This window comes from Rhodococcus sp. no. 34, assembly GCF_054589475.1.
The window spans coordinates 323,044-349,488 of the sequence record NZ_BAAILK010000023.1; the positions used below are offsets into that span (position 1 = coordinate 323,044).

Genomic DNA, 26,445 nt, shown 5'->3' on the forward strand with positions numbered 1-26,445 from the left:
CGCGCTGCTGGCATAGTCGACGCGGCGGATCTCGGTGACGCCGATGCCGAGTTCACGCTCGGTGACGCGGAGGACCACGAGTTGGCGTGGTACGCCGCGCAGGAGTTGCCGTTCTTGCTCGACCTGCTGTGAATGTGCTTACCGTGAAGTAACCTACGGTACCGTAACCTGATAACCTACGGTACCGTAGGCAGTGGGTTCGGAAGGTGAGAGGTGGAGGTCTGATGGGTCTGAAGGACTGGATCGAGGCACCGGCAGCGTCGGTAGTTCCGGCAGCGCGGTCGAAGCTCAATCTGCTTCGCGGTGCGGCGGCTCGGCTGACCACACCATTGCTTCCCGACGACTATCTTCACCTCGCGAATCCGTTGTGGTCCGCGCGCGAGCTGCGTGGTCAGATCGTCGAAGTCCGGCCCGAGACCACGGACTCGGCGACCATCGTCATCAAGCCGGGTTGGGGATTCGACTTCAACTACCAGCCGGGGCAGTACATCGGCATCGGTCTGCATATCGACGGCCGTTGGCATTGGCGGTCGTACTCACTTACCTCGCCTCCCAACTGGGAGAACAAGCGCATTTCCATCGCGGTCAAGGCCATGCCCGAGGGCTTTCTCTCGAGCCACCTCGTCAGCGGGGCCGTGCCGTCGGGAACCATCGTTCGACTGGCCACGCCTTCGGGCAACTTCGCGTTGCCGGATCCGCCACCGGAGAAGATCCTGTTCATCACCGCCGGCAGTGGCATCACTCCGGTCATGGGCATGTTGCGGACGATGAACCGGCGCGGTCAATTGCCCGACGTCATGCACATCCACTCGGCTCCGACGGAATCCGACGTGATGTTCGCCGACGAACTCACAGCACTGCACGCCGAGCACGAGGACTTCGTGAGCCACGTTCAACTCACGCGCCGTGACGGAAAGTTCAAACTCAGTTCTCTCGACACGGTCTGCCCCGACTGGCGCGTTCGCCACACCTGGGCGTGCGGGCCCCTCCCGTTGCTCGACGAGCTCGAAGACGTCTGGAAGGCGGAAGGCATCGAGGATCGACTCCACATGGAGCGGTTCGCCGTATCGCGCATCGACGCTTCGGCCGACGGTGGCACGGTCACGTTCGAGAAGTCGGGTAAGACGATCACCGTCGACGGTGCGACGACGCTTCTGGAGGCAGGCGAGCAGTCCGGTGCCTTGATGCCGTTCGGTTGCCGCATGGGCATCTGCCAGACGTGTGTCGTACCTCTCGTTGCCGGCCACGCGATCGATCTACGCTCGGGGAAACAGCACGCGGAGGGCGAGCGCATCCAGACGTGCATCTCCGCCGCCGCCGGCGACTGTACGCTGGACGCATAGCTTCTAGGCACACGGAGGACCACGGTGGCCATCACCGATATCAAAGAGTTTTCGCACCTCACCGAGGCCGATGTCGAAGCTCTCGGACGTGAACTCGATCAGATTCGACTCGACATCGAAGACTCTCGTGGGATCCGGGACGCCCGCTACATTCGTCGCGTCATTCGCGTCCAGCGGGCGTTGGAGCTCGGCGGGCGTATCGCACTGTTCGGCAGTCGGTACCGACCGGCATGGTTGGTCGGCACGACCCTGCTGAGCCTGTCGAAGATCATCGAGAACATGGAGCTCGGGCATAACGTCATGCACGGGCAATGGGACTGGATGAACGATCCCGAGATTCACTCCGTCTCGTGGGAGTGGGATCAGACCGGTCCTTCCGAGCATTGGAAGCGCGCCCACAACTACCAGCACCACACGTACACCAACGTCGTCGGTATGGACGAGGATCTCGGTTTCGGGATTCTGCGTATGACTCGTGACGAGCCGTGGAAGCCGATCAACCTCTTCCAGCCGATCGCCAACGTGATCTTGGCGGCCACGTTCGAGTGGGGCATCGCGCTGCACGACCTCACGGCGGCAGCCGAGTTGGAGGGCGCGGAAAAGGGGCAGCTGAACTCGCAGGCGAACAAAGACTTCGCGCGCAAGATCTTTCGTCAGGTGGGCAAGGACTTCATCTTGTTCCCGGCGCTGACGGGGCCGGCGTGGAAGTCGACCATGTCGGCCAATGCGACCGCGAACCTCGTGCGCAACCTGTGGGCGTACGTCGTCATCTTCTGTGGCCACTTCCCGGACGGTGCCGAGAAGTTCACTGTTGCCGAATTCGAGCAGGAGACTCGTCACGAGTGGTACCTGCGCCAGATGCTCGGTAGTGCGAACTTCAATTCCGGCAAGCTCATGGGACTCATGAGCGGCAATCTGAGCTACCAGATCGAGCACCACGTGTTTCCTGATCTGCCGAGTAACCGCTATCCCGAAATCGCTGTGAAGATGCGTGCATTGTGCGAGAAGTTCGATCTCCCGTACACCACCGGCTCGCTCTTCAAGCAGTATCTTCTGGCTCTGCGCACCATCCACAAGTTGGCTTTGCCGGACAAGTGGCTGACCGCAACCTCGGACAATGCTCCGGAAACGTCTTCGGAACTGCGGTTCCGCGACTCGGGATTCCGGGACGCAGCCATGGCGATGGTCGAGGACCTTCGTACCGATCCGATCACCGGTAAGCGTCTCGGTTTGTTGACCGCACTCAAGTCGCAGGCCCGTTCCCGCATGCCGAAGCGCCGGAAGTGATATAGGTTACATCGGGAAAAACCTAACCTACGGTGCCGTAAGTTACGCTACAGTAGGTGCAGTTGATCTGAACGATTCGAATCGATGATCGTTCTGCACTTACTACTTTGCGCCTAACTCACTGCTAGGAGGCTTTCCATGGCGATTGCAGATGTCAAGGAATACGCACATCTCACGGACGCCGACATCGAAGCGCTCGGCCGCGAACTCGACGCGATTCGTCGCGACATCGAGGAGTCGCGCGGCGAGAAGGATGCGCGATACGTGCGCAACGTCATTCGTCTGCAGCGTTCGCTCGAAATCGGCGGCCGCGCAGTGCTTTTCGCCAGCCGTCGTCGTCCGGCGTGGCTCGCCGGAGTTGGCCTGCTGACGCTCTCGAAGATCATCGAGAACATGGAACTCGGGCACAACGTGATGCACGGGCAGTGGGACTGGATGAACGACCCGGAGATCCACTCCACCTCGTGGGAGTGGGACGTCACCGGCCCGTCTGCGCACTGGAAGCAGACCCACAACTACCTGCATCACAAGTACACCAACGTCCTCGGAATGGACGACGACGTCGGATACGGACTCCTCCGCGTCACCCGCGATCAGCGCTGGAAGCCCTTCAACGCCGGCAACCTGGTCTACAACACGCTGCTCGCGCTGTTCTTCGAGTACGGCATCGCCGCTCAGCACCTCGAGCTCGGCAAGGTGGCCAAGGGCCGCGCCGACAAGGAAGAGACGCAGCGCAAGCTCCGTGAGGTCGGCGAGAAGATCGGCAAGCAGGTCCTGCGCGACTACGTCATCTACCCAGCCATCACCGGCCCGGCGTGGACGAGCACGTTGTCGGCCAACTTCACCGCCAACACTCTGCGGAACGTGTGGACCAACGCGGTCATCTTCTGCGGCCACTTCCCGGACGGTGCCGAGAAGTTCACCAAGGAAGACATCGACAAGGAAACGCAGGCTCAGTGGTACCTGCGTCAGATGCTCGGCAGCGCCAACATCGAGGGCAGCGCGCTCATGGACTTCATGACGGGCAACCTGAGCTACCAGATCGAGCACCACCTGTTCCCTGATCTGCCCAGCAACCGCTACAAGGACATCGCGGTCACGGTGCGTCAGCTCGCGGACAAGTACGACTTGCCGTACACGACCGGCCCGCTAGCCGTGCAGTACGCCAAGTCCTGGCGAACCATCGCCAAGCTGTCGCTGCCCAACAAGTACCTCAAGGACACCGTCGACAATGCGCCCGAGACGGCGTCGGAGCGGATGTTCGACGGCGAACTGACCTCGACTGTCGATCCCGTGACCGGGCGTCGCAGTGGCCTCAAGAGCGCCATCGCACGTAAGCGCAAGAGCGGAAAGCTGCGCAGCCTCCTCGGCCTGCGCTGATCGTCGACTGCGCTGACCGTAGACAGCAAGCGGCCCGACACCATTCGATGGTGTCGGGCCGCTTTGCTGTTCTCGCCCGGAACGTCGCTCGGGGGCGCTCAGTACTGATCGTTGGACTTGATCGCTTCCAGCAGTTGTCGCACAGCGACGACGCGTCGAGCTGATTTGCCCTCCAGCAGGTCGAGCTTGCATTCGGGATCTGCCGGCGGTCCGAGGTGCGTGCATCCGCGCGGGCAATCCTCGATCGCCGCAGCGAGATCCGAGAACGCCGCCACCACGTTCTCGGGCGAGATGTGCGCCAGACCGAACGAACGGATGCCCGGGGTGTCGATCACCCAGCCGCCACCGGCGAGAGGGAGTGCCACCGATTGCGTCGACGTGTGCCGGCCCTTGCCGACGCCGGATACTATGCCGACCGCTCGATTGGCATCGGGGACAAGGCGATTGACCAGTGTCGACTTTCCGACGCCGGAATGTCCGATCAGGGCGGTCAACTTGTGCTCGAGGATCTGCGTCAGTTCGTCCAGGGGATCGTCGCGACCGGCGACGACCACTTGGATGTCGAGGTCGGCGAAAGTGCTCGCGAATTCCTCCGGCGGTTCGAGGTCGCTCTTGGTCAGGCAGACGATCGGCGTCAGGCCACCCACGTAGGCGGCGACCAGTGCGCGCTCGACGAAGCCGGTGCGCGGTGGGGGATCGGCGAGTGCCACGACGATGAGAAGCTGCTCCGCGTTCGCGACGACGATACGTTCGAAGGGATCGGTGTCGTCGGCGGTCCGTCGCAGAACCGTCGAACGCTCGGAGACCCGGACGATGCGCGCCAGGGTGTCGGTTTTGCCCGACAGATCGCCGACTATGTCCACCTGATCGCCGACGACGATGGGGGTTCGGCCAAGTTCGCGGGCGCGCATCGTGACGATCAGCCGGTCGGGATCGCCGCCGAGGACGCAACCCCAACGGCCACGATCCTTCGACACCACCATCCCCGATTCGGCCGAGAGATGTTCGGGCCGAGTCTTCGTACGGGGGCGGGATCCGCGCCCGGGGCGTACCCGGACGTCGGACTCGTCGTACTGCCGCGGACTCAGAAGCTTGCCTTCGGTGTCGCCGGCGAACTCTCGAGCATGTCGATCCACATGTTCTCGAAGCCCGGCAGTGTCTTGGCCGTGGTTCCGACATCGTCGACCTCGACACCGTCGACGACCAGGCCGATGATGGCGCCGGCTGTTGCCATGCGGTGGTCGGCATACGAGAGCCATTGTCCGCCATGGAGTTCCGCGGGAACGATCGTCAGGCCGTCATCGGTTTCGGTGACGGAGCCGCCGAGTTTGTTGATCTCGTCGGCGAGGGCGGCGAGACGGTCTGTCTCATGCCCGCGCAGGTGCGCGATTCCTCGTAGATGCGAGGTGCCCTCGGCGAGAGCGGCCAGGGCCGCCACGGTGGGGGTCAGCTCTCCCACGTCGTGGAGGTCGATGTCGATGCCGCGCAGTTTCTCCGGGCCGCGGACAGTCAGGACACCATCGGCGAGAGTGACGTCGGCCCCCATCGAGGCGAGGATCCCGCGGATCGCGTCGCCGGGTTGCGTCGTCGACGACGGCCACAACGGCACGCTGACGGTTCCGCCGGTAACAGCGGCAGCGGCCAGGAACGGTGTGGCGTTGGAGAGATCGGGTTCGATCGCCCAGTCCACGGCGCGCACCGGCCCCGGTGCCACACGCCAGGTGTCCGCGTCACCGCCCGTGGCTGGCGTCGTCACGGAAACTCCGGCCTCGCGGAGCATCTCGACGGTCATGTCGATGTGTGGCATGGACGGGACGGGCTTGCCGTCGTGGTGAACGGTGACACCCTCTTCGAACGCAGCAGCCGAGAGCAGGAGACCGGAGACGAACTGCGACGAACCGGATGCGTCGATGGTGACCGTCCCGCCGCGTAGGGACCCGGTTCCGGTGACGGTGAACGGGAGTGCGTCACCCTCGATCCGAGCGCCGAGACCGCGCAGTGCTTCCAAGATGGTGCCGAGCGGTCGTGTGCGTGCTTGCTCGTCGCCGTCGAAGTGGACGATGCCGTCGGCCATCGCGGCGAGTGGCGGCAGGAAGCGCATCACGGTGCCGGCCAGGCCGCAGTCGACCTCGCCGCCGCGCAGGGGTCCAGGGGTGACGCGAAGCGTGGTCGCATCACCGGCTTCCTCGACGCCGATGCCGAGGTCACGCAGAGCTGCGATCATCAGGTCGGCGTCACGGCTGCGGAGTGCACCGGTGATCGTGGACGGGCCATCCGCAAGTGCGGCCAGAATCAGAGCTCGATTGGTGATGGACTTGGATCCGGGCAGCGTCACCACTGCATCGACGGGTGCTTGGGCCCTCGGGGCGCTCCACAGACTCAGACTCACATGGTCCATCTTCTCTCATCGGTGGGGGAATGGTCGAAACCGTGCCACCCTGGGTGTCATGTGCGGAAGGTATGCGACCACAGCGGACCCGGCCACCCTGGCGGTGGAACTCGATGCGCTCGACGAGACCGACCACTCGGCGCCCGTCGAAGCCGATTACAACGTGGCCCCCACGACCGAGGTGTTGACCGTCGTCGAACGCCACGATCGGGAGAACCCCGACAGCGATCCGACCAAGAGGATTCGGCGGATGCGGTGGGGATTGGTGCCGTCGTGGACCAAGGAACTGGGCAAAGGCCCGGTCCTGTTCAACGCCCGCGCCGATTCGCTGGCGGAGAAGCCGGCGTTTCGGACCGCCTTCAAGTTCAAGCGTTGCCTGGTCCCCATGGACGGGTGGTACGAGTGGCAGACCGAGGCCACCGGCGGGAAAAAGGCAGCGAAGATTCCTTACTACATGCACCCCGACGACGGATCACGGCTGTTCATGGCGGGCGTGTGGTCTGCCTGGCGGGACCCGAGGGTCGAGAACGCGAGCCCCGTCCTGAGCTGCTCGATCGTCACGGTCGACTCTCTCGGTCACCTCGAGCAGGTTCACGACCGCATGCCCCTCGCCCTGCCTCGTGACCGCTGGGAGGCGTGGCTCGATCCCGACAACACCGTCGATTCGGCTCTGCTCGAACCGGTAACGGACCTCTTCGAGCGGATCGACGTCGATCGAGTCCGGCCGCTGGTCAACAGTGTCAAGAACAACGGGCACGAGTTGATCGAGCCGGACGTCGACCGTGCCGGCGAGCAGATCAGCCTGCTCTAGTGGTCAGCCGAGAGCCCAGGCAACGGTCACCTCGAACGAGACCTGCTGGGTTCCCGGGGCGAGAACCATGTCGGACATCGAGGCGTCGGGAGCGCGCATGGTCTGACCGCCACTCGTGTCGTGTGCCTCGGTGATGGTCACGACGTTCTCGAGCGACGTACCGGACAGATCCGCGTACTGCTCGGCACGGTTCTTCGCGTCCTCGAAGGCCCGGGTGCGAGCGTCGGCCAGAAGCTGAGAGTCGTCGTCGATGGCGAAGGCGACGTTGCCGAGCCGTGCCGCGTTTCCGCCCGCCGCGATGCCGGCGTCCAGGACAGAAGAGGCTTTGTCGAGATCGCGGACGACGATTCGTACCGAGTTGGTCGCCCGGTAGCCGGTCACGTTGCCGCCGACGAACGGTCCACCACTGGCGTCGTACTGCGGCTGGACGGACAGATCGCTTGTCTGTACGTCCTCGGGGGCCACCCCGGCGGCGACTATCGCGTCGATCATCTGACGGGCCTTGTCATTCGACTCGGAGACCGCCCCCGATACGTCCGGGGCAACCACCTCGATGCCGATGTCGGCATTGAGGATGTCCGGCGCTCCGCGGACCTGCCCTGATCCGACTACTGTGACTTCCTTGGCGGCATTGTCCGAACTCCCGCAGGCCGTCAGCGAGACGGTGAGGGCTGCCGTCGCAGCGGTCAGTGCAAGAGTTTTCAGGTGTGGTCGCATGGTGAGACCGTAGCGACCGGATACTCAGCCCGCCGTGATTTGCGCCGTGACCGCGCCACTGAGCTGCGCTAGGTCCGTCGGAGCCAGCTCGATTTCGAGCCCGCGTCGGCCGGCGCTGCAGAGAATGCGGTCCCAGTCGAGCGCCGACGCATCGATCACTGTCGGCAGTTTCTTGCGCTGGCCGAGCGGTGAGATACCGCCGAAGACGTAGCCGCTCGAGCGCTCGGCTTCGGCGCGATCGGCCATGACGGCTTTGCTCGCACCGAGGGCAGCGGCTGCAGCCTTGAGGGAGAGCTTGTCCGGGACCGGCAGGACCGCGACGGCGAGCTTGCCGGTGTCGAGTTTGACGACCAAGGTCTTGAAGATCTGTGCGGCCTCGACGCCTGTCGACTCTGCCAGTGCAGTGACGGCCTCGTCGCCGAAAGATTCGGCGCGAGGATCGTGGTCGTAGCTGTGGACGCGGTGCGGTGTCTTCGACTTGTCGAGAAGTACGGTCGCAGGGGTCGCTGTTCCGGCCATGAGGAACACCCTATGTGGATCGCCGACAGGTGCATCCGACCAGGCCGGGAACAGAGTCGCTGACTCCCGTGTTGGTACCAGTTGATGAAACTTGTCCCGAGAAGCGAAGGAGCGACCGTGCTGGCTGTGTGTGAGCCACCACCGGCCCGTGGGTCGGATCTTCAGTTGGCGGTAACCTTGATCCCTACGGCTAGTGAAGGGATCAGAGTGCTGGAACACGACCGGCCCAAGGACGAACCGTCAGAGGTAGCTGAACCTATCGACGGCGCAGTGTCCGAAACGCCCGAAACTGCGGATGAGTTGATTGCCCGGTTCGAGCGCGACGCGCTCCCGCTGCTCGACCAGTTGTACGGCGCTGCCTTGCGTATGACGCGGAATCCCGCTGATGCCGAGGATCTCGTGCAGGAGACGTACGTCAAGGCGTACACCGCTTTCCGCTCGTTCCGTGCCGGTACCAACCTGAAAGCCTGGCTGTACCGGATTCTCACGAACACCTACATCAACTCGTACCGCAAGAAGCAGCGCCAACCCGCGCAGTATCCGACGGACGAGATCACCGACTGGCAGTTGGCCGCCACCGCCGAGCACACTTCGACGGGGCTGCGATCGGCCGAGGTGGAGGCGCTCGACGCGTTGCCTGACGACGACATCAAGGCGGCGCTGCAGTCGCTTCCCGAGGAATTCCGTATGGCCGTGTACTACGCCGATGTCGAAGGATTCCCGTACAAGGAGATCGCGGAGATCATGGGCACACCCATCGGAACGGTGATGTCGCGACTGCACCGTGGTCGCAAGCAATTGCGTGGTCTTTTGGCCGATGTCGCAAAAGACCGGGGATTCAATCGGGACGGCGCGGTCGACACAGCCACAGTCGCAGCCACCGAGACGGAAGGTGTCACACGATGAGTGAGCAGGACGAATTCGAAAGGCTCGACTGCTCGGCAGTCATCGCCGACGTCTGGTTGATGCTCGACGGTGAATGCGACGATTCGAGTCGTGCTCGCCTGCAGCGTCATATCGACGATTGTGGATCGTGCCTCGAGGCCTACGGGATCGAGGAGAAGGTCAAGAGCCTGATCAACCGTAAGTGCGGTGGAGACCACGCGCCGGAAAGCCTGCGTCAGAGGCTCACCGTCGAGTTGCGTCGGACCATCGTCATAACGACTACCGAAACCGACAGCTAGCCCGTCAGCGAAGATCTGAGCGGCAGCAGTCGGAAGGCAGTAACGCCGAGGGGCGGGGAAGCAATGCTTCCCCGCCCCTCGGACGTTTTGTTGCGCTACATGTCAGGCGTTTGGACGCTTGCCATGGTTAGCGGCGTTGCCCTTACGGCTGCGCTTCTTACGACCACGCTTACCCATGATTGGTCTCCCTTCTGTTTCTTTCGCGTCATTGTTTCACGCCGATGCCGGTGTGGTTCCATTGGCAGGTCGATCGAGTGATCCGTCGACGTATTTTCGTGGTCAGAGTGCAGTTCCGACAGAAGTGAGGTTCACGATGGCAGAAGACGTGCGCGCCGAGATGGTTTCGACGGTCTACCAGGTCGTCGTGAGCGAGGGAGACGTCGTTGCGGACGGCGACACCCTGGTCATCCTCGAATCCATGAAGATGGAGATTCCCGTCCTGGCCGAGGTTCCGGGAACGGTGACGACGGTGGGCGTCAAGGTCGGCGACGTGATTCAGCAAGGCGATCTGATCGCCGTGATCTCCTAAGCCGGACGATGTCCACTCTCAGCGACCTCCTCGCCGAACACACCGACCTTCCCGGTGCGGCGGTCGACCATCTCCAGCGCGTCGTGGGGGAGTGGCAACTGCTCGCCGACCTCTCCTTTGCCGACGTTCTCTTGTGGGTGGGCACCGAATCGGAGAAGAACCGATCCGAGGGGACGGTCATCTGCGTCGCGCATTGCCGGCCGACAACGGCATCGACGGCTTTTCCGGAGGATGCGGTCGGAACGGTCGTTTCCGAGTCCGAGCACCCGCAGGTTCTTCGCGCTCTCGTGGACGGCCGCGTCGTGCGCGGGGAAGACGAGACGTGGCGTGAAGGAATGCCGCCGCGTCGGGAAGCCGTTCCGGTGCGTCTGGACGGGCGAGTCATCGCTGTTCTGAGCCGCGACACCAACCTGTCGCACCAGCGAGCGCAGAGTCCGCTCGAACTCGCGTATCTCGATTGCGCCGAAGACCTGTGTCAGATGATCAGCGACGGAACCTTCCCGATCCGAGAATCGCGCTCCGACACGAACTCGAGCCCACGTGCGGGCGACGGCTTCATCCGTCTCGATACCGAAGGCACAGTCGTCTATGCCAGCCCGAACGCGCTCTCGGCCTATCACCGGATGGGTCTGAGTTCGGATCTGGTGGGCCAAGACCTCGCAGCGCTGACCCGTTCGTTGGTCACCGACCCGTTCGAGTCTCAGGAAGCTGCGGGATACATCCGAGATACGTTGGCGGACAAGCCCGGTCGCCGTATGGAGATCGAGGCGCGCGGGGCGACCGTTCTGCTGCGGGCCCTGGTTCTCAAGCCTGGCGGCCGGCATGTCGGTGCTGCGGTCGTCGTCCGCGACGTCACCGAGGTCAAGCGTCGTGATCGCGCTCTCCTGAGCAAGGACGCAACCATCCGCGAGATTCACCATCGAGTGAAGAACAATCTGCAAACCGTCGCGGCGCTTCTGCGTCTACAGGCCAGGCGAACCGGCAACGACGAAGCGCGACAAGCGTTGACAGAGTCGGTGAGACGCGTGACGTCCATCGCCCTCGTTCACGACACCTTGTCGATGTCGGTGGACGAAGAGGTGGATCTCGACGAGGTGATCGACCGGTTGGTTCCCATGCTCTCCGATGTCGCGGGAGTAGGTGTGCCGGTGACGATTCGGCGTGAGGGCAGTTTCGGAGTGTTCTCCGCCGAGCGCGCCACCCCGCTGGTCATGGTGCTGACGGAGTTGGTGCAGAACGCGATCGAGCACGCTTTCGATCCGGGTGTGACCGGCACGGTCACACTCAGTGCCGAGCGTTCTGCACGCTGGTTGGACGTGATCATCCACGACAACGGGCGCGGCCTGCCGGAGAACTTCGACCTCGAGAAATCCGATCGCCTCGGACTCCAGATCGTGCGGACTTTGCTGGGCGCCGAACTCGGTGGCTCGCTCGGACTGCACCCGGGAAGCGGAGGCGGTACCGACGCGGTTCTGCGTGTGCCGCTCGGTAGACGTTCTGCGCGTTACTGATTCGAGCAGCGTTAGCGATTCGAGCAGACAAAAAGCCCGGCACCATGTGGTGCCGGGCTGTCGTCTTCGACTGTGCAGAGGGGCTGTTCTCCGCCGCGAGTCGAACGTCTCGGTTCTACCTAGACGGAAGTGCGTGCACGGGTACGTGCGTTACGACGCTTGAGTGCGCGACGCTCGTCTTCGCTCATTCCGCCCCAGACGCCTGCATCCTGGCCGGACTCGAGAGCCCACGACAGGCACTCGGCGGTGACGGGGCAGCGGTTGCAGACAACCTTGGCATCAGCGATCTGAGCGAGGGCCGGTCCACTGTTTCCCACGGGGAAGAACAGTTCGGGATCCTCGTCGCGACAGATTGCGTTGTGGCGCCAGTCCATCTTTTTTCGCTCCTTAATTGGGTGTGTATTCACACCATTTGGTACCAATGAGTTTGTGTGTGCGTCATCAATGTTTCCGCACTGTTACTTGTGAATGCTTTCACGAACTCGCGGTATGTCAATAGGTTTGAACGGGTTCGTGGGCCAACTCACTAATTTGTGACACACCTGACGGCCACCTGGGCGTCACCGGCATTTTACCCGATTTCGACCTTTTGGCACCAGAGTTTTTGCAGGTCAAACGTGTTGCCTGACTCACGTAGTAATCGGTGCGAACACTTCCAGTGCATCCGGGACCGAGGTGAATTCGACCTTTTCACGAAGTCCGATGTAGTCGCCGTCCATCTGCAGTCCGATCGGTCGCGACGATTCGATGGTGATTGTCGGGACGTCGTCGGTGCGTAAGAGGACCTTCGATTTCGGCTCCGCGCCGCGTGCGAGTAGTTGCCGCACAACCCGCAGGGACGGCAGAACTTTGGTGCTCGTCATGGCGAAGATGCCGAGTCCACTGTCGAAGGTCGTTCCCGGATTGGTGTGGACGGGACGCTCTTCCAGATATGTCCACGGGCTCGAGTTCGAGACGAATGCGTAGTGGACTCCGGAGACGGGATCCTGATCGGGAAGGTGGACGGTCAGCGCTGGTTCGGCTCGCTTGGCACGGAAGAACGCCGCGATCGCGGTTCGGACATACCGGGCGGGTGTGGCGGCGTCACCGTTCTTACGGCTGGCGTCGACGGCCTCGCATACATCGGCGTCGAGGCCCATTCCGGCGTTGAACGTGAACCAACGGTTGTCGCAGTGTGCGAGCCCGATTCGGCGCCTGGTCCGTTCGGAGAGGAGGTCGACGAGTTGGTTCGTGGCGTCGATCGGGTCGGCGGCAATACCGAGTGAGCGCGCGAAAACGTTTGCCGAGCCTCCCGGGACGACAGCGATCGTCGGGATCGGACCGACCGGAACCGATTTCATCGACGCGGGATGCGGTGACCCGAGCAGTCCGTTGACCACTTCGTTGACCGTTCCGTCGCCGCCGTGGACGATCACCGAGCCGAAGCCGTCTTCGTGGGCTTCTCGCGCCAGTTCGGCAGCGTGTCCCCGATGTGTGGTGTGCGCCACAGTAAGTCGCACCCGACTCTCGAGGGCGTGTGCCAACAGGTCACGACCGGCAGCGGTGGTGGAGGTGGCATTGGGGTTGACGATCAGCAGTGCGCGCACGGGGCATGAGCCTATCCGGTGTCGTGTTCTAGGCTGGCCTCGTGCCGAATACCGCCAGTCCGAACGCCCTGCCCAAGACAGTCACATGGGCAGGTGCCCTCGTGACGCTGCAAGGGCTGGTTGCCGCCGGGTTCGCGATCGTCGCAGTGATTCGCGGTGCAACCGGCCACGATCAGAGCGTCACCAACGGATACGGATTTGCCGCGTGGGTCGCGATCCTCGGCGGCGCGGTGTTGGCTGCCGGTATCGCTTTGCTGACGGGCCGCCGGTGGGGCCGGGCAATCGCCGTCGTCGCGCAGTTGCTGCTCCTGCCGGTCGCCTGGTCGCTCCTGACCGATTCGCATCAGGTGCCGCTCGGCATCGTTCTGGGTGTCGTCGTTCTCGGCGCTCTGGGCTGCCTGTTCTCGGCTCCGACGTCTCGATGGATGGCAGCGGAGTACGGAGCGTACGCAGACGAGGTGTCGCCGGAAGAAGGACGCCCGGACGAGACCGAAGAGCCGCGGGACAAGTAGGACGGAACGCCTACCCTGCTTCGGTCCTACTCAGCTTCGGCGGCGAGAGCTCCGAGGTGGGTGCCGGTCAGGCGATACGTGGTCCACTCCGTCTTCGCGTCGGCACCGAGTGACTCGTAGAACTTGATCGAGGGGGTGTTCCAGTTGAGCACCGACCAGGACAGCCGGGTGTAGTCGTTGTCGGTGCACTCCTTGGCGAGTGCGGCCAGAAGAGCCTTCCCGTGGCCTGATCCGCGCTGACTGGGCTTGACGTACAGGTCTTCGAGGTAGATGCCGTGAGCGCCGTCCCACGTCGAGAAATTGCGAAACCACAATGCCATGCCGACGACGTCGTCGGCCGAATTCACAGCGACGTGCGCGAAGGCCGTCGCGGCCGGCCCGAACAACGCCTCGCCGATCTGTTCCGCCTTCACGGTGCACTCGTCGAGGGCCTTCTGGTAATCGGCCAACTCGTAGATCATGTCGGTGATCGGCTGGACGTCTGCGGGCGTGGCGCGTCGGATCATAGGGAGAATCTTAGGCCTCACGCCTCGACGAGCGGCGGCACGTTGTGATGGACGAGGTGGGTGGCGCCGTGCTCGTAACCGAGAACCGAGTATGCACCGGGGGACAAGGCGAAACGCTTTCCTTCCGTCACCGGGAGCTCGAGCCAGCGGGCGATGAGTGCGCGTGAGAAGTGGCCGTGCCCGATCAGGATCACGTCGCGTTCGGGTAGTTGCGAACGCACCATCGACAGCACCATGTCGGTGCGGGCGTGGATCTGATCGGCCTGCTCGCCGCCGGGGCACGGGTGCGTCCAGACGGTCCAATCGGGCACCGTTGCGCGGATCTCGGGCGTCGTGAGGCCTTCGTAGTCGCCGTAGTCCCATTCGGACAGTGCATCCCAGGTTCGCTCTTCCGGCAGGCCGGCGAGATCGCCCGTCAACTGTGCGCGCAGCCGCGGACTCGTCAGAATCATGGGGTTCCGGAGGTCGAGGGTTCGCAAGCGATTTCCGGTCGCGGTTGCCTGCATCTCGCCGAGCGGAGTCAGCGGAACCTCGGTCCGGCCCGTGTGTTTCCCGGTGCGTGCCCACTCGGTTTCACCGTGTCGCATGAGTACGACGCGAGCACCGAGGGGGATCGACGAGGGGGCGGACTGGGACGTCATGTCGACCATCATTGCAGGCTGCCTCGCGTGTGTAGCTCGCCTCCTGGCGCGAAGTGCGCAAGGATCTACGTGTGACGACGGTTCTCGCAGTGGCGAATCAAAAGGGCGGCGTGGCTAAAACCACCACCGTCGCTTCTCTCGGTGCGGCTTTGTCCGCGCTCGGACAACGAGTTCTGGTGGTGGATCTCGACCCGCAGGGCTGCCTGACGTTCTCGCTCGGACACAACCCGGATCGCCTCGAGCGTTCGGTCAACGAGGTCCTGGCGGGTGATCTCGACGCGGTCGACGCCGTGCTGAAGACGGACGACGGTATGGATCTCCTGCCGGCCACGATCGATCTCGCGGGCGCCGAAGCGCTGCTCCTGATGCGACCCGGTCGAGAGTTCGCGCTCAAGCGGGCGCTGTCTCCGCTCCTGGGCTCTTACGACGTCATCATCATCGACTGCCCACCGTCGTTGGGTGTGCTCACACTCAACGGATTGACTGCGGCGCAGTCGGTTCTGGTTCCACTGCAATGCGAAACCCTCGCACACCGCGGCGTCGGACAGCTGCTGCGTACGGTTCGTGAAGTCCAAGCCATCACCAACCCGGATCTTGTTCTGCTCGGCGCACTTCCGACTCTGTACGACGCTCGAACCACGCACAGTCGCGACGTGCTCGCCGACGTCAGCGACCGCTACTCCCTGGCCGTTCTGGCGCCTCCGATCCCACGCACCGTCAAGTTCGCCGAGGCGTCCGCGTCGGGTGCGACGGTCCTCGCCGGACGAAAGAACAAGGGTGCGGATGCCTATCGTGAACTCGCGGACAATCTCGTAAAGCATTGGGCTGGAAATGAAGTCGTGACTTTCGCGCCGGAACTGGCGCTCTGAGGAAGGCGAGAGCTTCTAGCGCAGCGCGAACAAGGTATCGCCGCGCTGTTCCAGAATCGTCTCGCCCGCACTGGCGAGCACGATCGGCGTCGTCGTCTCACCGCGGTCGACTGCGATCATGCGCTGCACCGCTCCGTCCGACGGACTGACGGCTGCAATGCCGCCCGGAACCGGGATGAGCATCTGACCGGCAACCATGCTTCCGGGTCCTGACGTTCCGTTGACGATCCACGTCGGAGCCAGATCGCTCAGGCGCAGGTTGACGGTCTGCGAGCCGGTCCACCACGTGATCGAAGCCTTGTCGGCGTGGGTGCGGGCGCCTTCGGTCACCGTTCCCTCGATCGGATAGTCGACGATCGGATTGCCGGTTCCGTCGAAAATGGTGATGCGAGAAACGGTTCCGTTGGCGGCAGGGAGGTAGACTGCCGTCTTTTCGCCGGCCACGGCAAGCAGGCGGGCGCCCTCGGAGTCGAGGAGAATCGCGGATCCGTACTCTTCGGGTTCCTGGGCGTCCTTCGGTGCGGGATTCATCACCGTCAACCTGTTGGAGGCTTCACCGGGGCAGCGCTCGAGTACCGAGACTCGGTTGGCGCTCGACGCAGCGTCGAGCAGCGTGCATCCGGTGCGGGGTTGCTTGTTGGGGTTGACCTTCGCGTCGACCCGGCCGTACTCGAGGGTTCGGACGAGGTCCGAGCGCCACAGTTCCATTCGCTCACTGCCGCGCGAAATCAGGTAGGTGCCGTCCGCTGAAAGGCTGACCGCGGAATCGGCGTCGCTGTTGCGCTGGTCCTTTCGGGCGCCGGTGTCGGCGACCAGCGACGTGACCTGAGAGCAACCGCGATCGTCCTGATAGACGCTGACGACGCGATCCCACGAACCGATCGCGCCGCACAGCGGAATGTTGCGCGCGTATCGCCATACTTCTTCGCCCGTTGCCGGATCGCGGCCGATCACCTCGGAGCCGTCGGCGGTGACGACGGCATTTCCGACGGTGATCGGTGCCGTCGAGTCGGCACTGGGAGATTCCCACGTCTGCTTCAGGATGTCGGGTAACAACACCGACGTCGACAGAGGTGGGAGTGGAGATTCGGCGGTGACCGAGGTGGTTCCGCGCGCATCACTGCGCAACCACACAACGGTCACCGCCACGATTACGGCCAGCGCGATTGCCAGCGCACCGATCACATCTGAGCGAGTACGCCTTTCGGGAGCCAGCACATCGGCAGCTTACTCTGCGGCGCCTGCCGTCGCGGAAGCCGCGGGGCGACGACGCCGACGGCGACGCGGCTTGGCCGCTCCGTCTTCGTCCGAGTTCTCGGCAGCGGTTGCCGCGGGTGCCGAAGGGGGAGCTGTGGTGGCGCCGGCGGTGGTGGACGTCGGGGCGTCGGTCGAAGCGCCGGCGCGGGTGCGGCGACGGGTCCGGTTGCGGCGGGGAGCGGCCTTCTCTTCGTTGCCGTCCGAGTCGGTCGACTTCGGCGCGTCTGCTTTTTCCGTTGCTGCCTTGTCCGTTGCTGCCTTCTCAGGTGCGGCCTTGGCCTTGCGAACAGTGCCCTTGGCATCGGCCGGAATGGACAACTCTTCGTAGAGGTGCGGCGAGCTGGAGTAGGTCTCGACCGGGTCGGGGATTCCGAGGCTCAGTGCCTTGTCGATGAGCTGCCAGCGAGGGATGTCGTCCCAGTCGACCAGCGTGACGGCGATGCCGGTGCGTCCGGCGCGGCCGGTACGACCGATGCGGTGGACGTAGGTCTTCTCGTCCTCGGGGCACTGGTAGTTGATGACGTGGGTGACGTCGTCGATGTCGATACCGCGGGCAGCGACGTCGGTGGCGACCAGAACGTCGACCTTGCCGTTACGGAAGCCCTTCAGCGCCTTTTCACGGGCGATCTGTCCGAGGTCACCGTGGACGGCACCGACGGAGAAGCCGCGTTCCGCGAGATCGTCGGCCACCTTCTGGGCTGTGCGCTTGGTGCGGGTGAAGATCATCGTCGCGCCGCGGCCTTCGGCCTGCAGGACGCGGGCGACCATCTCGGCCTTGTCGAGCGCGTGTGCACGGTAGATGTGCTGGCTGGTGCGATCGTGCACCGCGGAGGATTCGGCCTCTTCGGCGCGGATGTGCGTCGGCTGCGTCAGGAAGGTACGAGCCAGGGTGATGATCGGGCCGGGCATCGTCGCGGAGAAGAGCATCGTCTGACGCTTGTCGGGGACCATGCCCATGAGGCGTTCGATGTCGGGGAGGAATCCCAGGTCGAGCATTTCGTCGGCCTCGTCGAGGACGAGAACGCCCACCTTGCCCAGGATCAGGTGCGACTGGTTGGCGAGGTCGAGCAGGCGACCCGGGGTGCCGACGACAACGTCGACGCCCTTCTGGAGTGCCGAGATCTGCGCCTCGTACGGACGGCCGCCGTAGATGGGCAGAACCTGGAGACCACGATCGCCGACGCGGAGGTACTTGCTGGCGTTCTCGAGGTCGCGGGCGACCTGGATGCACAGCTCGCGGGTGGGAACGATGATCAGAGCGCGGGGCGTGCCGTCGAGAACAGCTGTGCCGTTCTCGGCGGTGACGATGCGATGCAGGAGCGGGACGCCGAAACCGAAGGTCTTGCCCATTCCGGTGCGGGCCTGACCGATGAGGTCGTCACCGGCGAGAGCCAACGGAAGGGTGAGTTCCTGGATGGCGAAGGTGCGCTCGATGCCGATCTCGTTCAGTGCGCGGACGATTTCGTCGCGGACACCGAGTTCGGCGAAGCTCGGGGGTACATGGGTGTCGTCGAGCTGGACGGAAACGGTGTTCTCGGTTGCTTCGTCTTCGTGGTCGACAGTGATCTTGCTCAGGGGACTAGCCTTTCCTCGTGGCGGTACGCACGCACAAGGTAAGGGGCCAGGCCGTAAGTCGGCCGATGTCGATGCCCTCTTTTTCTTCGGTCATGCCTACGCCTCAGCACTGAATTCCACTCGGACGAATTCGAACCGTCCGGAGATCTCGGCGAAGCGGGCGACAACCGTCGATGCAGGTGCGCGCACATTATCGGTGGGGTTCGTGTGAATACAGCCGTCCCGGCTAACCAAATGGCCCGGGGGAACTGGCGAACTCCCAAGACCATTGTAGCTGCACGTTGTCCGTCCCTCGCGATGACATGTCGAAGATCACCGAATCGTCCGTCCCTCGCGATGACATGTCGAAGATCACCGAATCGGACATGCGGTCCTTGCCGGTCGCGTCGGCCGTCGAAGCACTACAGTTCGTAGTCATGGGCGCACACGATCTTGATGCTTCGACGGACGCTGGAACCGGAGGCCGAGTCGCTTCCGATCACCCTGGCGTGATCGATTTGTTTGCCGTTCTCGCGTATGGCGAGATTTCGGCGTTCTACCGCTTGGCGGAGGACGCACAAATGGCACCGGACCTGCGAGGCAAGGTGGCGTTCGCCAGCATGGCCGCCGCCGAGATGGACCACTTCGAGACTCTGGAAACGGCGTTGACGGAACGTGGCCACGAGATCTTCGCCGTCATGGACCCGTTCGTTCGAGCTCTCGACAACTACCACGCGTCGACGACACCGTCGACGTGGCTGGAATCGCTCGTGAAGGCGTACGTCGGCGACGGAATCGCTGCCGACTTCTATCGCGAGATCGGGCACTCCCTCCCGGCGGATGTCGCGGAAATCGTCGAGGACGTGCTGTCCCAGACGGGCCACTCGGAGTTCGTGGTGCTCGAGGTGAAGGCAGCAGTGGAGGCCAGTACTCGCGCCAAGGACCGGTTGATGCTGTGGGGACGCCGTCTTCTGGGGGAAGCAATCACGCAGGCACAGTTCGTGCTGGCGCAGCGTGAAGATCTCACCGATCTGGTGATCTCCGCCTCCGGCGACCTCAACGGAGTTGTCGCGTTGTTCGACGGCATGCAGGCAAAGCATGCCGAGCGGATGGCGATTCTCGGACTCGTCTAGGTGCCTGTTCGCTCTGGGCACAGCGTGCAGAGGAGCGTGGGCGGTCGTTGCTGCATTAGCCTTGCGTCGACAACGGATGTAATTCACGAACAGTTCGGAGGTTGACCGTGGAGGTCAAGATCGGTGTAATCGACAGCCCGCGTGAGCTCATCGTCAACAGCGAACAGACCCCTGACGAGGTCGAGACACTGGTCGCGGCTGTCCTCGGTGGCCGCGAGCCGGTTCTGGCTCTCGTCGACGACAAGGGCCGCAAGTTCCTGGTGCAGGCTTCTCGTGTGGCGTACGTGGAGATCGGTCCGTCCGATATCCGCAAGGTCGGATTCGCGCCTACCGTCTGACGCGTAGCTGTAACAGCAGAATGGGCGGGCAGTCGTGAGACTGCCCGCCCATTCTCGTTCGGGTTCGGGTTCCGGTTACTTCGTTTCGGCTTGCAGCGGCACGTGTGAGAGACCGCCCCACGCGAGGGTCACGGTGATTTCCACGGCTTCTTCCTTCGGGATCGGCCGCGCGGCTTCGAGCCAGTACCGCGCAGTGAACTGGCTGGCACCGACAAGGCCGACCGCAAGGATGCGCGCACGGTACGGATCGAGTCCGGAATCCTGACTCACCAGGTCGAACACGGCGTCGACGCAGGCTTCGGTGGCTTGTTCGACGCGTGTCTGGACCTGAGGTTCGCCCATGATGTCGGACTCGAACACCAGGCGGAAGCCCTGGGAGTCGTTGTCGACGAAGTCGAAGAACGCCTGGACCGCGGCGCGGACACGCTGTTTGTTGTCCGTCGTCGATCGCAGGGCCTGGCGTACACCCGAGATGAGGCTGTCGACGTAACTCTGCAGGACTGCGACGTACAGTTCGAGTTTGCCTGGGAAATGTTGGTACAGAACTGGCTTGCTGACACCGGCACATTCGGCGATCTCGTCCATGCCGGCCGAGTGGTACCCGTTCGCAACGAATACCTCACTTGCAGCTGCGAGGAGCTGGAGGCGGCGCGCATCGCGGGGGAGGCGGGTGCTGCGACGTGTTCCGGCAGGCTTGCCAGCCGTTGTACCGCGATCGGAGTCAGTCCGATCCGCGAGTTCTGTCATGTCGCTTCCAATCTGAGCAAAAGTAATTCGGTCGGCGCGCGGATCCGCGAGTCGCGTGTGCGTACCCGCCAGTATCCTCCGTCACACCGGTCGTAGCCGAATGAACGATACCGTGTGTCGCCCGGGCGAGTCGCGCGTGCCTCGGTGAGCGAGACCAGCGGTCTTTCTCGTTACAGGACGGGCTGCCATGACACGCCAGGACCAGCAAGTTTCGGTCAGCCCGGGCGAGCGACTTGCCGTGTGTGAGATTCTGGACGACGTGACTGACCCAGGGGGACCGCGCATGCGTGGACGAACTACGCAGAACCCTGAACGTGAGGAACGTCGAATGCGTAGCGGAACTGGAGCGCCTCGCGACGAACGTCGGCCGGAGGTGCCGGATGATCGTGCCTACGGCGAACGCGACTATCGCGGCATTTCCTCCCATCAGCCTTTGCGCGCCCAATGGGATCCGACCAAACGAGAAGTGGGCCGAACCCCGCGTAATCCGCGACCGGACCGGGCAGCGCGAAAGCAGAGCAAGCTCGGGCGCTTCGTCTCGACCTACGGTTGGCGGGCCTACGCGATTCCGGTTCTCGTGGTGCTCACCATTCTTGTGATCGTCGATGCGGTACGGCCGGACGCCACAGACTCCGCGAGCAAGACGTCGGCCACCGCCGACCTCGCGCACAGCACCGACGGAACCGATGTCATCGGTGCCCCACCGGCCGGAGACGGAACTTTTGCCTCGTCGATACCGTCCGGTGCCCTTCCCGACGGTGGTCCGTTCACCGTCGCGGGGGGTGGAACGTGGCACGTCGTACCAGGTACGACGGGGAAGGTCGGACAGGGAACCGAACGCGAGTTCACGTACACGGTCGAGATCGAGGACGGCGTCGACACGACCGGCTTCGGCGGAGACGAATCGTACGGACGCATGGTCGACCAGACACTGGCCAATCCGAAGAGTTGGACCAACGATCCCAAGGTCGCGTTCCGGCGCGTCGACGCCGGCGAGCCGGACTTCCGGATCTCCTTGACCTCACAGATGACGATCCGCGAAGGCTGTGGATACGAAATCGAACTCGAAGGATCCTGCTACAACCCGAGCATGGACCGAGTCCTGCTCAACGAACCGCGATGGGTGCGAGGCGCCATTTCGTTCCAGGGCGACATCGGCTCGTATCGGCAGTATCAGATCAATCACGAGGTCGGCCATGCCATCGGATACGCCGCTCATCAGCCGTGCGAGACCGAAGGCGGACTCGCACCGATCATGATGCAGCAGACCTTCGGAACCGCGAACAACGACATCGCTAGGCTTGATCCCGAGGGCGTCGTTCCGATGAACGGACTCACGTGCCGCTTCAATCCGTGGCCGTACCCCCGAGCGTGACCGGATCGAGAATCCCTGATCTCGTCTTGAACTAGGAGTGTTTCGCGGTGTCTGCAACACCCGTCGTATTGCCACCACTGGTGGAGCCGGCAGCCGAGTTGAGCCGGGAGGAAGTTGCCCGATACAGCCGGCACCTGATCATCCCGAACGTAGGCATGACCGGCCAGAAGCGGCTCAAGAATGCACGAGTCCTGTTCATCGGCGCCGGTGGATTGGGTTCACCGGCACTGCTCTATCTCGCGGCCGCAGGAGTGGGCACCATCGGGATCGTCGAGTTCGACGAGGTCGACATGTCGAACCTGCAGCGTCAGGTGATTCACGGACGCTCCGACGTCGGACGCCCGAAGGCGCTCAGTGCGAAGGAGTCGATTCTCGAAATCAACGAGCACGTCGACGTCCGGTTGCACGAGTTCCGCCTGGACAACTCCAACGCGGTCGAACTGTTCTCCGAGTACGACCTGATCCTGGACGGTACGGACAACTTCGCGACGCGGTACCTCGTCAACGATGCTGCCGTCATCGCGGGAAAGCCATACGTGTGGGGCTCGATCTACCGCTTCGAAGGGCAGGTCTCGGTCTTCTGGGAAGACGCCCCGGACGGCGCGGGACTGAACTATCGCGATCTTTACCCGGAGGCACCGCCGCCAGGCATGGTCCCCTCGTGCGCCGAGGGTGGTGTGCTCGGAGTCCTGCCTGCGACCGTCGGTTCGATCATGGCGACCGAGGCGGTCAAGCTCATCACGGGGATCGGCGAACCGCTTCTCGGACGCCTGATGATCTACGACGCACTTGCGATGACGTTCCGGACGATCCGCCTTCAGCGTGATCCGACCCGCGTGCCGGTCACCGCCTTGATCGACTACGACGCGTTCTGCGGTGTCGTGTCCGAAGAGGCGAGTGCCGCTGCTGTCGGTTCGACGATCACGGCGCCCGAACTGGAGGCCATGATCGGCGAGGGACGGTCGATCGAGCTGGTCGACGTACGAGAACCGGTTGAATGGGACATCATGCATCTGCCGGGGGCCGTGCTGATCCCGAAGGACCGCATCCTGTCCGGTGAAGCTCTGGCGACGTTGCCGCAGAACAAGCAGATAGTGCTGTACTGCAAAACCGGCATTCGTTCCGCCGAGGCATTGGCATTTCTCAAGAACGCCGGTTTCTCCGACGCGGTCCACGTTCAAGGCGGCGCGATCGCCTGGGCGAACCAGGTGGATGCGAGTCTGCCGGTCTACTAGGCGCGCCTCGCGGGAGGCGGCGCCGCGCACCGGTAGCGTTGGGGTGTGAGCACAGGCCAACCTCCCCAGCACGTGTGCTCCACCTTCGGCCTCCGTGAAGTCGATCCCATCCCACTCGGTGCGGATTGGGACGGCGGGTGGCTGTGTGGAGACGTCGTCCTTTCAGCAGTCGCGGATCATGCCCGCGCAGCGTGGTCGGCGAAGGTGCGAGAGAACCTCGAAGTCGACGGCGTTCGGCTGGCTCGACCGGTGCGTTCGACCGACGGTCGTTACGTCGTCTCGGGCTGGCGTGCCGACACCTTCATCGTCGGATCGCCGGAACCACGTCACGACGAAGTGGTCTCGATGTCCTGCCGACTGCATGCGGCGACGGCCTCGCTCGAGCGCCCGCGCTTCCTTGCGCAACCGCCCGTGCCGCCGTGGGCCGAGGTCGACGTATTCGTCGCCGCTGATCGCGCGGCATGGGAAACGGTTCCGCTGAGGATCGCGAAGGGCGTCGAGCAACTCGAGACGCCCACTCCTGACGGTCGCAAAAGTCTGGAACTGATCGCCGGGCTCGCTACTTTGCGTAAGCCGGTGCAGAGCCCGGACCAGCTCGTGCACGGCGATCTGTTCGGGACAGTGCTGTTCTCGGGCAGTATGGCGCCCGGAATCACCGACATCACGCCGTATTGGCGGCCGGCTGCGTGGGCCGCCGCCGTCGCTGTGGTCGACGCGATCTCGTGGGGCGGTGCCGACGAGGCGCTGGTCGGCCGGTGGGAAGATCTCCCCGAGTGGCCGCAGATGCTTCTACGTGCGGTGATGTTCCGCTTGGCAGTTCATGTTCTGCATCCTCGCTCGACGGCGGACGCGTTCCCGGGGTTGGCCCGTACGTCCGACATCGTGCGCTTGCTGCTCTAGATCGGGGCACCGGTACCGAAGTCCGAGACCAGGCCCTCGAACAACTCGCGTGCGGCGTTCGAGGCGGCCACGGTGTTCCCGTCGACGACAGCGTTGACGAGGTTCGCGTGCTGCGAGTGGAATCCCTCGCCGGTCGCGTCGATGTGTTGTTGGATCGTGGTCTCGATTACCGGAAGCAGGGAGTCGTAGAACTCCAGGTAGACCTCGTTGTGGCTGGCCGCGACGATTGCTCGGTGCAGTGCGACGTCCGCGGTGGTGGCGGCGTCGACGTCCTGACCCTCCCACGAAGCGGTGCGAAGCTCGAGTAGCCGCGTCAGTTCGGCGATGTCGTCTTCGGTTCGCCGTGCGGCGGCGAGGGTGGCCGCGGTGATGTCGAGTGCGCGCCGTAGTTCGAGTACATCCCGCTGGTGGGCACCGGCAAAGTAGTTGCCGAGAGTGCCACCGAGGTCGGAGACGGCAACGACGTAGGTGCCAGATCCTTGACGACGTTCCAGCATTCCGGCGTGAACGAGCGCCTGGACCGCCTCGCGCACGGTATTGCGACCGGTGCCGGTCAACTCCGACAGTTCCGGTTCGGTGGGGATTTTGGAACCGATCGGCCAGGTTCCGCTCCGGATCTCGTTGCGGAGTTGTTCGGTGACCTGCGAGATGAGACTTGCGCGTCGAACGGGTTGCACGTGGTTGTTTCCTCGGGTCCGGGTAAGTGGTGTGAATGTGACGTTAGATTACCGCGCTTGTGCGAGTTCGTCCGGTCATCCTATGATTTGCCGGTGACTGCTCAACTGGAGAGAACCGAAACCCGCTCGTTGGTACAAGGCCGTGTGCTCGTCTTCGCAGCGATTGCGATGTCTGCGCTCGTACTTCGACTTGCGGTGACCTCGTTCTCGCCCTTGGCGGCCGAGATTCGCGACGAGATCGGCTTCTCCGCCTCGATCGTCGGTGTCTTCGGCATGGTTCCGACCGCAATGTTCGCCATCTTCGGTCTCATCACTCCCGCCATCGCGAAACGTATCGGGCTCGAGCGGACGGCCCTCGTCGCGATGCTCATGGCCGGCGTCGGAATGCTGTTGCGCGCCATGATGTCTCAGACATGGTCGTTGCTGGCCCTCTCGGCTCTGGCACTGGCAGGCATGGGAATCGGCAATGTCGTGATCCCGCCGTTGGTCAAGCGGTACTTCTCGGATCGCCTCGCCACCATGAGTTCGGTCTACATCGTGGCCGTGCAGATCGGCACCATCGTTCCGGCGTTCGTCGCAGTCCCGGTCGCCGACGCCTTCGGGTGGCGGTTCTCGATCGGCTGGTGGTCCGCCTTCGGCTTCGCCGCAGCAGTGCCGTGGTTGATCACCCTCGCTCGCTCGCGCAAGGCTCGCGCGAACGAAGCCGGGTCCGTCGAGAATGCATCGGATTCGGTTGCGGCAGTGGCAGAACAGCCACGCGGTCAGGTCTGGCGTTCTCCCGTGGCCTGGGGGATGGCCGGCATGTTCGGCATGACCTCACTGATCACGTATTCGATGTTCACGTGGATTCCCTCGATCCTTCGTGACGCCGGAGCCAGTGACGCCTTCGGCGGAACGATGGTCGGAATGTTCTCGGTGATCGGGCTCGTCGCAGCTTTCGGTGCACCGACGCTGTGCGCCCGCATGGCCAATCCCTTCCCTGTCGTGATCGCGTGTGCCGTCTGCTACCTGGTCGGCATGGGCGGGCTGTACTTTGCCCCGATGGCGGCGCCGGTCGTGTGGGTTGTCGTCCTGGGCCTCGGTCCGAGCACGTTCCCGATGTCGCTCACACTGATCAACCTGCGTACTCGTTCGCACATCGGTTCCTCGGCACTGTCCGGCTTCACCCAGGGCATCGGCTACTCCGTTGCCTGCCTCGGTCCGCTCCTGTTCGGCGTTTTCCACGACGTGTCCGGTGGATACGCTGCGCCGTTCGGCCTGCTCGTCGTCGCTGTGATCGTGGTGCTCCTGGGCGCCTACCAGGCATGCAAGCCTCGGATGCTCGAGGATTCCTGGCACGCACCTGCGAAAAACTAGCTCACACCCGGTCTTGTTACCGGGTGAGGATCAATTGACTTCGCGGTCATCGCACGCAGCACCGGCGCAATAACCATTTTCTACCTTTG

General features: G+C 63.6%; 30 protein-coding genes. 17 read left to right on the plus strand and 13 right to left on the minus strand.

Annotation, left to right across the window (positions count from 1 at the left end):
• From ACYP01_RS07505 to ACYP01_RS07520, 4 genes are all read left to right on the plus strand, one after another.
• A partial coding sequence (locus tag ACYP01_RS07505) for a DUF6912 family protein (RefSeq protein WP_459679253.1) occupies positions 1-132 on the plus strand: 132 nt, incomplete at its 5' end.
• A gap of 92 nt (positions 133-224) precedes the next feature.
• Entirely contained in the window at positions 225-1,343 is a 1,119-nt protein-coding gene (locus tag ACYP01_RS07510) for a ferredoxin reductase (protein ID WP_073512814.1), read from the plus strand.
• 24 nt (positions 1,344-1,367) lie between these two features.
• Positions 1,368-2,630: a fatty acid desaturase family protein gene (locus ACYP01_RS07515; protein ID WP_003940901.1), complete on the plus strand. Its 1,263-nt coding sequence runs from the start codon at positions 1,368-1,370 to the stop codon at positions 2,628-2,630.
• Between the two features lie 138 nt (positions 2,631-2,768).
• Entirely contained in the window at positions 2,769-4,010 is a 1,242-nt protein-coding gene (locus ACYP01_RS07520; protein WP_459679186.1) for a fatty acid desaturase family protein, read from the plus strand.
• Positions 4,011-4,108: 98 nt separating this feature from the next.
• Here the strand turns inward: ACYP01_RS07520 and rsgA are convergent, their stop codons facing one another.
• Positions 4,109-5,146: a ribosome small subunit-dependent GTPase A gene (rsgA, locus tag ACYP01_RS07525; protein WP_007731200.1), complete on the minus strand. Its 1,038-nt coding sequence runs from the start codon at positions 5,144-5,146 to the stop codon at positions 4,109-4,111.
• Complete coding sequence (gene aroA / locus ACYP01_RS07530; protein ID WP_007731201.1) at positions 5,095-6,408, minus strand: 3-phosphoshikimate 1-carboxyvinyltransferase; 1,314 nt, start codon at positions 6,406-6,408, stop codon at positions 5,095-5,097. Before aroA ends, rsgA begins: the two co-directional genes overlap by 52 nt.
• A 49-nt stretch (positions 6,409-6,457) precedes the next feature.
• Here aroA and ACYP01_RS07535 point away from each other — a divergent pair, with 49 nt between their 5' ends.
• Positions 6,458-7,210, plus strand: coding sequence for an SOS response-associated peptidase (locus tag ACYP01_RS07535; RefSeq protein ID WP_037129051.1), 753 nt, complete (start codon positions 6,458-6,460; stop codon positions 7,208-7,210).
• Between the two features lie 3 nt (positions 7,211-7,213).
• Here ACYP01_RS07535 and ACYP01_RS07540 read toward each other — a convergent pair whose 3' ends face one another.
• Together ACYP01_RS07540 and ybaK are read right to left on the minus strand one after the other, a co-directional pair.
• A complete protein-coding gene (locus tag ACYP01_RS07540; RefSeq protein ID WP_459679189.1) occupies positions 7,214-7,927 on the minus strand; it encodes an SIMPL domain-containing protein in 714 nt (237 codons plus the stop codon).
• Between the two features lie 24 nt (positions 7,928-7,951).
• Positions 7,952-8,446 (minus strand): Cys-tRNA(Pro) deacylase, encoded by a 495-nt coding sequence (ybaK, locus tag ACYP01_RS07545; protein WP_007731205.1) that lies wholly within the window; start codon positions 8,444-8,446, stop codon positions 7,952-7,954.
• 207 nt (positions 8,447-8,653) lie between these two features.
• Between ybaK and ACYP01_RS07550 the strand changes: the two genes are divergently transcribed.
• The gene (locus ACYP01_RS07550) at positions 8,654-9,352 is read left to right on the plus strand and encodes a sigma-70 family RNA polymerase sigma factor (RefSeq protein ID WP_054782092.1); all 699 of its coding nucleotides are present in this window, start codon (positions 8,654-8,656) and stop codon (positions 9,350-9,352) included.
• Positions 9,349-9,630, plus strand: a complete 282-nt coding sequence (gene rsrA / locus ACYP01_RS07555; RefSeq protein ID WP_003940722.1) for a mycothiol system anti-sigma-R factor — start codon at positions 9,349-9,351, stop codon at positions 9,628-9,630. Before ACYP01_RS07550 ends, rsrA begins: the two co-directional genes overlap by 4 nt.
• Before the next feature lie 102 nt (positions 9,631-9,732).
• On the opposite strand, the gene ACYP01_RS07560 is transcribed toward rsrA, so the two are convergent.
• Complete coding sequence (locus ACYP01_RS07560; RefSeq protein WP_022597109.1) at positions 9,733-9,807, minus strand: 50S ribosomal protein bL37; 75 nt, start codon at positions 9,805-9,807, stop codon at positions 9,733-9,735.
• Positions 9,808-9,943: 136 nt separating this feature from the next.
• On the opposite strand from ACYP01_RS07560, the gene ACYP01_RS07565 reads away from it, so the two are divergent.
• Positions 9,944-10,159 (plus strand): biotin/lipoyl-binding carrier protein, encoded by a 216-nt coding sequence (locus ACYP01_RS07565; RefSeq protein ID WP_007731208.1) that lies wholly within the window; start codon positions 9,944-9,946, stop codon positions 10,157-10,159.
• A gap of 8 nt (positions 10,160-10,167) precedes the next feature.
• Complete coding sequence (locus tag ACYP01_RS07570) at positions 10,168-11,670, plus strand: sensor histidine kinase (protein WP_459679193.1); 1,503 nt, start codon at positions 10,168-10,170, stop codon at positions 11,668-11,670.
• 119 nt (positions 11,671-11,789) lie between these two features.
• Here ACYP01_RS07570 and ACYP01_RS07575 read toward each other — a convergent pair whose 3' ends face one another.
• Both ACYP01_RS07575 and ACYP01_RS07580 read right to left on the minus strand, forming a co-directional pair.
• Positions 11,790-12,044 (minus strand): WhiB family transcriptional regulator, encoded by a 255-nt coding sequence (locus ACYP01_RS07575; RefSeq protein WP_003940950.1) that lies wholly within the window; start codon positions 12,042-12,044, stop codon positions 11,790-11,792.
• Positions 12,045-12,299: 255 nt separating this feature from the next.
• Positions 12,300-13,256 (minus strand): diacylglycerol/lipid kinase family protein, encoded by a 957-nt coding sequence (locus tag ACYP01_RS07580; RefSeq protein WP_007731209.1) that lies wholly within the window; start codon positions 13,254-13,256, stop codon positions 12,300-12,302.
• A 41-nt stretch (positions 13,257-13,297) separates the two neighbouring features.
• On the opposite strand from ACYP01_RS07580, the gene ACYP01_RS07585 reads away from it, so the two are divergent.
• Positions 13,298-13,768 carry a membrane protein gene (locus ACYP01_RS07585; protein WP_019747799.1) on the plus strand — a complete coding sequence of 157 codons (471 nt, stop codon included), beginning with the start codon at positions 13,298-13,300 and terminating at the stop codon, positions 13,766-13,768.
• A gap of 26 nt (positions 13,769-13,794) precedes the next feature.
• Here ACYP01_RS07585 and ACYP01_RS07590 read toward each other — a convergent pair whose 3' ends face one another.
• Positions 13,795-14,274 carry a GNAT family N-acetyltransferase gene (locus tag ACYP01_RS07590; RefSeq protein ID WP_003940724.1) on the minus strand — a complete coding sequence of 160 codons (480 nt, stop codon included), beginning with the start codon at positions 14,272-14,274 and terminating at the stop codon, positions 13,795-13,797.
• A gap of 17 nt (positions 14,275-14,291) precedes the next feature.
• The gene (locus tag ACYP01_RS07595; RefSeq protein WP_080552758.1) at positions 14,292-14,915 is read right to left on the minus strand and encodes an acid phosphatase; all 624 of its coding nucleotides are present in this window, start codon (positions 14,913-14,915) and stop codon (positions 14,292-14,294) included.
• Between the two features lie 71 nt (positions 14,916-14,986).
• Between ACYP01_RS07595 and ACYP01_RS07600 the strand changes: the two genes are divergently transcribed.
• Positions 14,987-15,784: a ParA family protein gene (locus tag ACYP01_RS07600; protein WP_003940948.1), complete on the plus strand. Its 798-nt coding sequence runs from the start codon at positions 14,987-14,989 to the stop codon at positions 15,782-15,784.
• A 15-nt stretch (positions 15,785-15,799) separates the two neighbouring features.
• Here the strand turns inward: ACYP01_RS07600 and ACYP01_RS07605 are convergent, their stop codons facing one another.
• Complete coding sequence (locus ACYP01_RS07605; protein ID WP_047271684.1) at positions 15,800-17,002, minus strand: Rv3212 family protein; 1,203 nt, start codon at positions 17,000-17,002, stop codon at positions 15,800-15,802.
• Between the two features lie 9 nt (positions 17,003-17,011).
• Complete coding sequence (locus ACYP01_RS07610) at positions 17,012-18,616, minus strand: DEAD/DEAH box helicase (protein WP_063316629.1); 1,605 nt, start codon at positions 18,614-18,616, stop codon at positions 17,012-17,014.
• Between the two features lie 416 nt (positions 18,617-19,032).
• On the opposite strand from ACYP01_RS07610, the gene ACYP01_RS07615 reads away from it, so the two are divergent.
• Positions 19,033-19,728: a ferritin-like fold-containing protein gene (locus tag ACYP01_RS07615; RefSeq protein WP_029255047.1), complete on the plus strand. Its 696-nt coding sequence runs from the start codon at positions 19,033-19,035 to the stop codon at positions 19,726-19,728.
• Positions 19,729-19,835: 107 nt separating this feature from the next.
• On the plus strand, positions 19,836-20,066 hold the full coding sequence (locus tag ACYP01_RS07620; protein WP_003942312.1) for a DUF3107 domain-containing protein: 231 nt from the start codon (positions 19,836-19,838) through the stop codon (positions 20,064-20,066).
• A gap of 75 nt (positions 20,067-20,141) precedes the next feature.
• On the opposite strand, the gene ACYP01_RS07625 is transcribed toward ACYP01_RS07620, so the two are convergent.
• Positions 20,142-20,813, minus strand: coding sequence for a TetR/AcrR family transcriptional regulator (locus ACYP01_RS07625; RefSeq protein WP_003942309.1), 672 nt, complete (start codon positions 20,811-20,813; stop codon positions 20,142-20,144).
• Between the two features lie 328 nt (positions 20,814-21,141).
• Here ACYP01_RS07625 and ACYP01_RS07630 point away from each other — a divergent pair, with 328 nt between their 5' ends.
• Genes ACYP01_RS07630 through ACYP01_RS07640 form a run of 3 tightly spaced genes read left to right on the plus strand, consistent with a single transcriptional unit; the run spans position 21,142 to position 24,323 of the window.
• The gene (locus tag ACYP01_RS07630; protein WP_007731223.1) at positions 21,142-22,188 is read left to right on the plus strand and encodes a DUF3152 domain-containing protein; all 1,047 of its coding nucleotides are present in this window, start codon (positions 21,142-21,144) and stop codon (positions 22,186-22,188) included.
• A 47-nt stretch (positions 22,189-22,235) separates the two neighbouring features.
• Positions 22,236-23,423, plus strand: a complete 1,188-nt coding sequence (gene moeZ / locus ACYP01_RS07635) for an adenylyltransferase/sulfurtransferase MoeZ (RefSeq protein ID WP_003942292.1) — start codon at positions 22,236-22,238, stop codon at positions 23,421-23,423.
• 45 nt (positions 23,424-23,468) lie between these two features.
• Entirely contained in the window at positions 23,469-24,323 is an 855-nt protein-coding gene (locus ACYP01_RS07640; RefSeq protein ID WP_007731227.1) for a TIGR02569 family protein, read from the plus strand.
• Here the strand turns inward: ACYP01_RS07640 and ACYP01_RS07645 are convergent.
• Positions 24,320-25,000, minus strand: a complete 681-nt coding sequence (locus ACYP01_RS07645) for a FadR/GntR family transcriptional regulator (protein ID WP_003942319.1) — start codon at positions 24,998-25,000, stop codon at positions 24,320-24,322. The genes ACYP01_RS07640 and ACYP01_RS07645 overlap by 4 nt on opposite strands.
• 93 nt (positions 25,001-25,093) lie before the next feature.
• Here ACYP01_RS07645 and ACYP01_RS07650 point away from each other — a divergent pair, with 93 nt between their 5' ends.
• The gene (locus ACYP01_RS07650) at positions 25,094-26,356 is read left to right on the plus strand and encodes an MFS transporter (RefSeq protein WP_065455522.1); all 1,263 of its coding nucleotides are present in this window, start codon (positions 25,094-25,096) and stop codon (positions 26,354-26,356) included.
• Positions 26,357-26,445 lie beyond the last annotated feature (89 nt).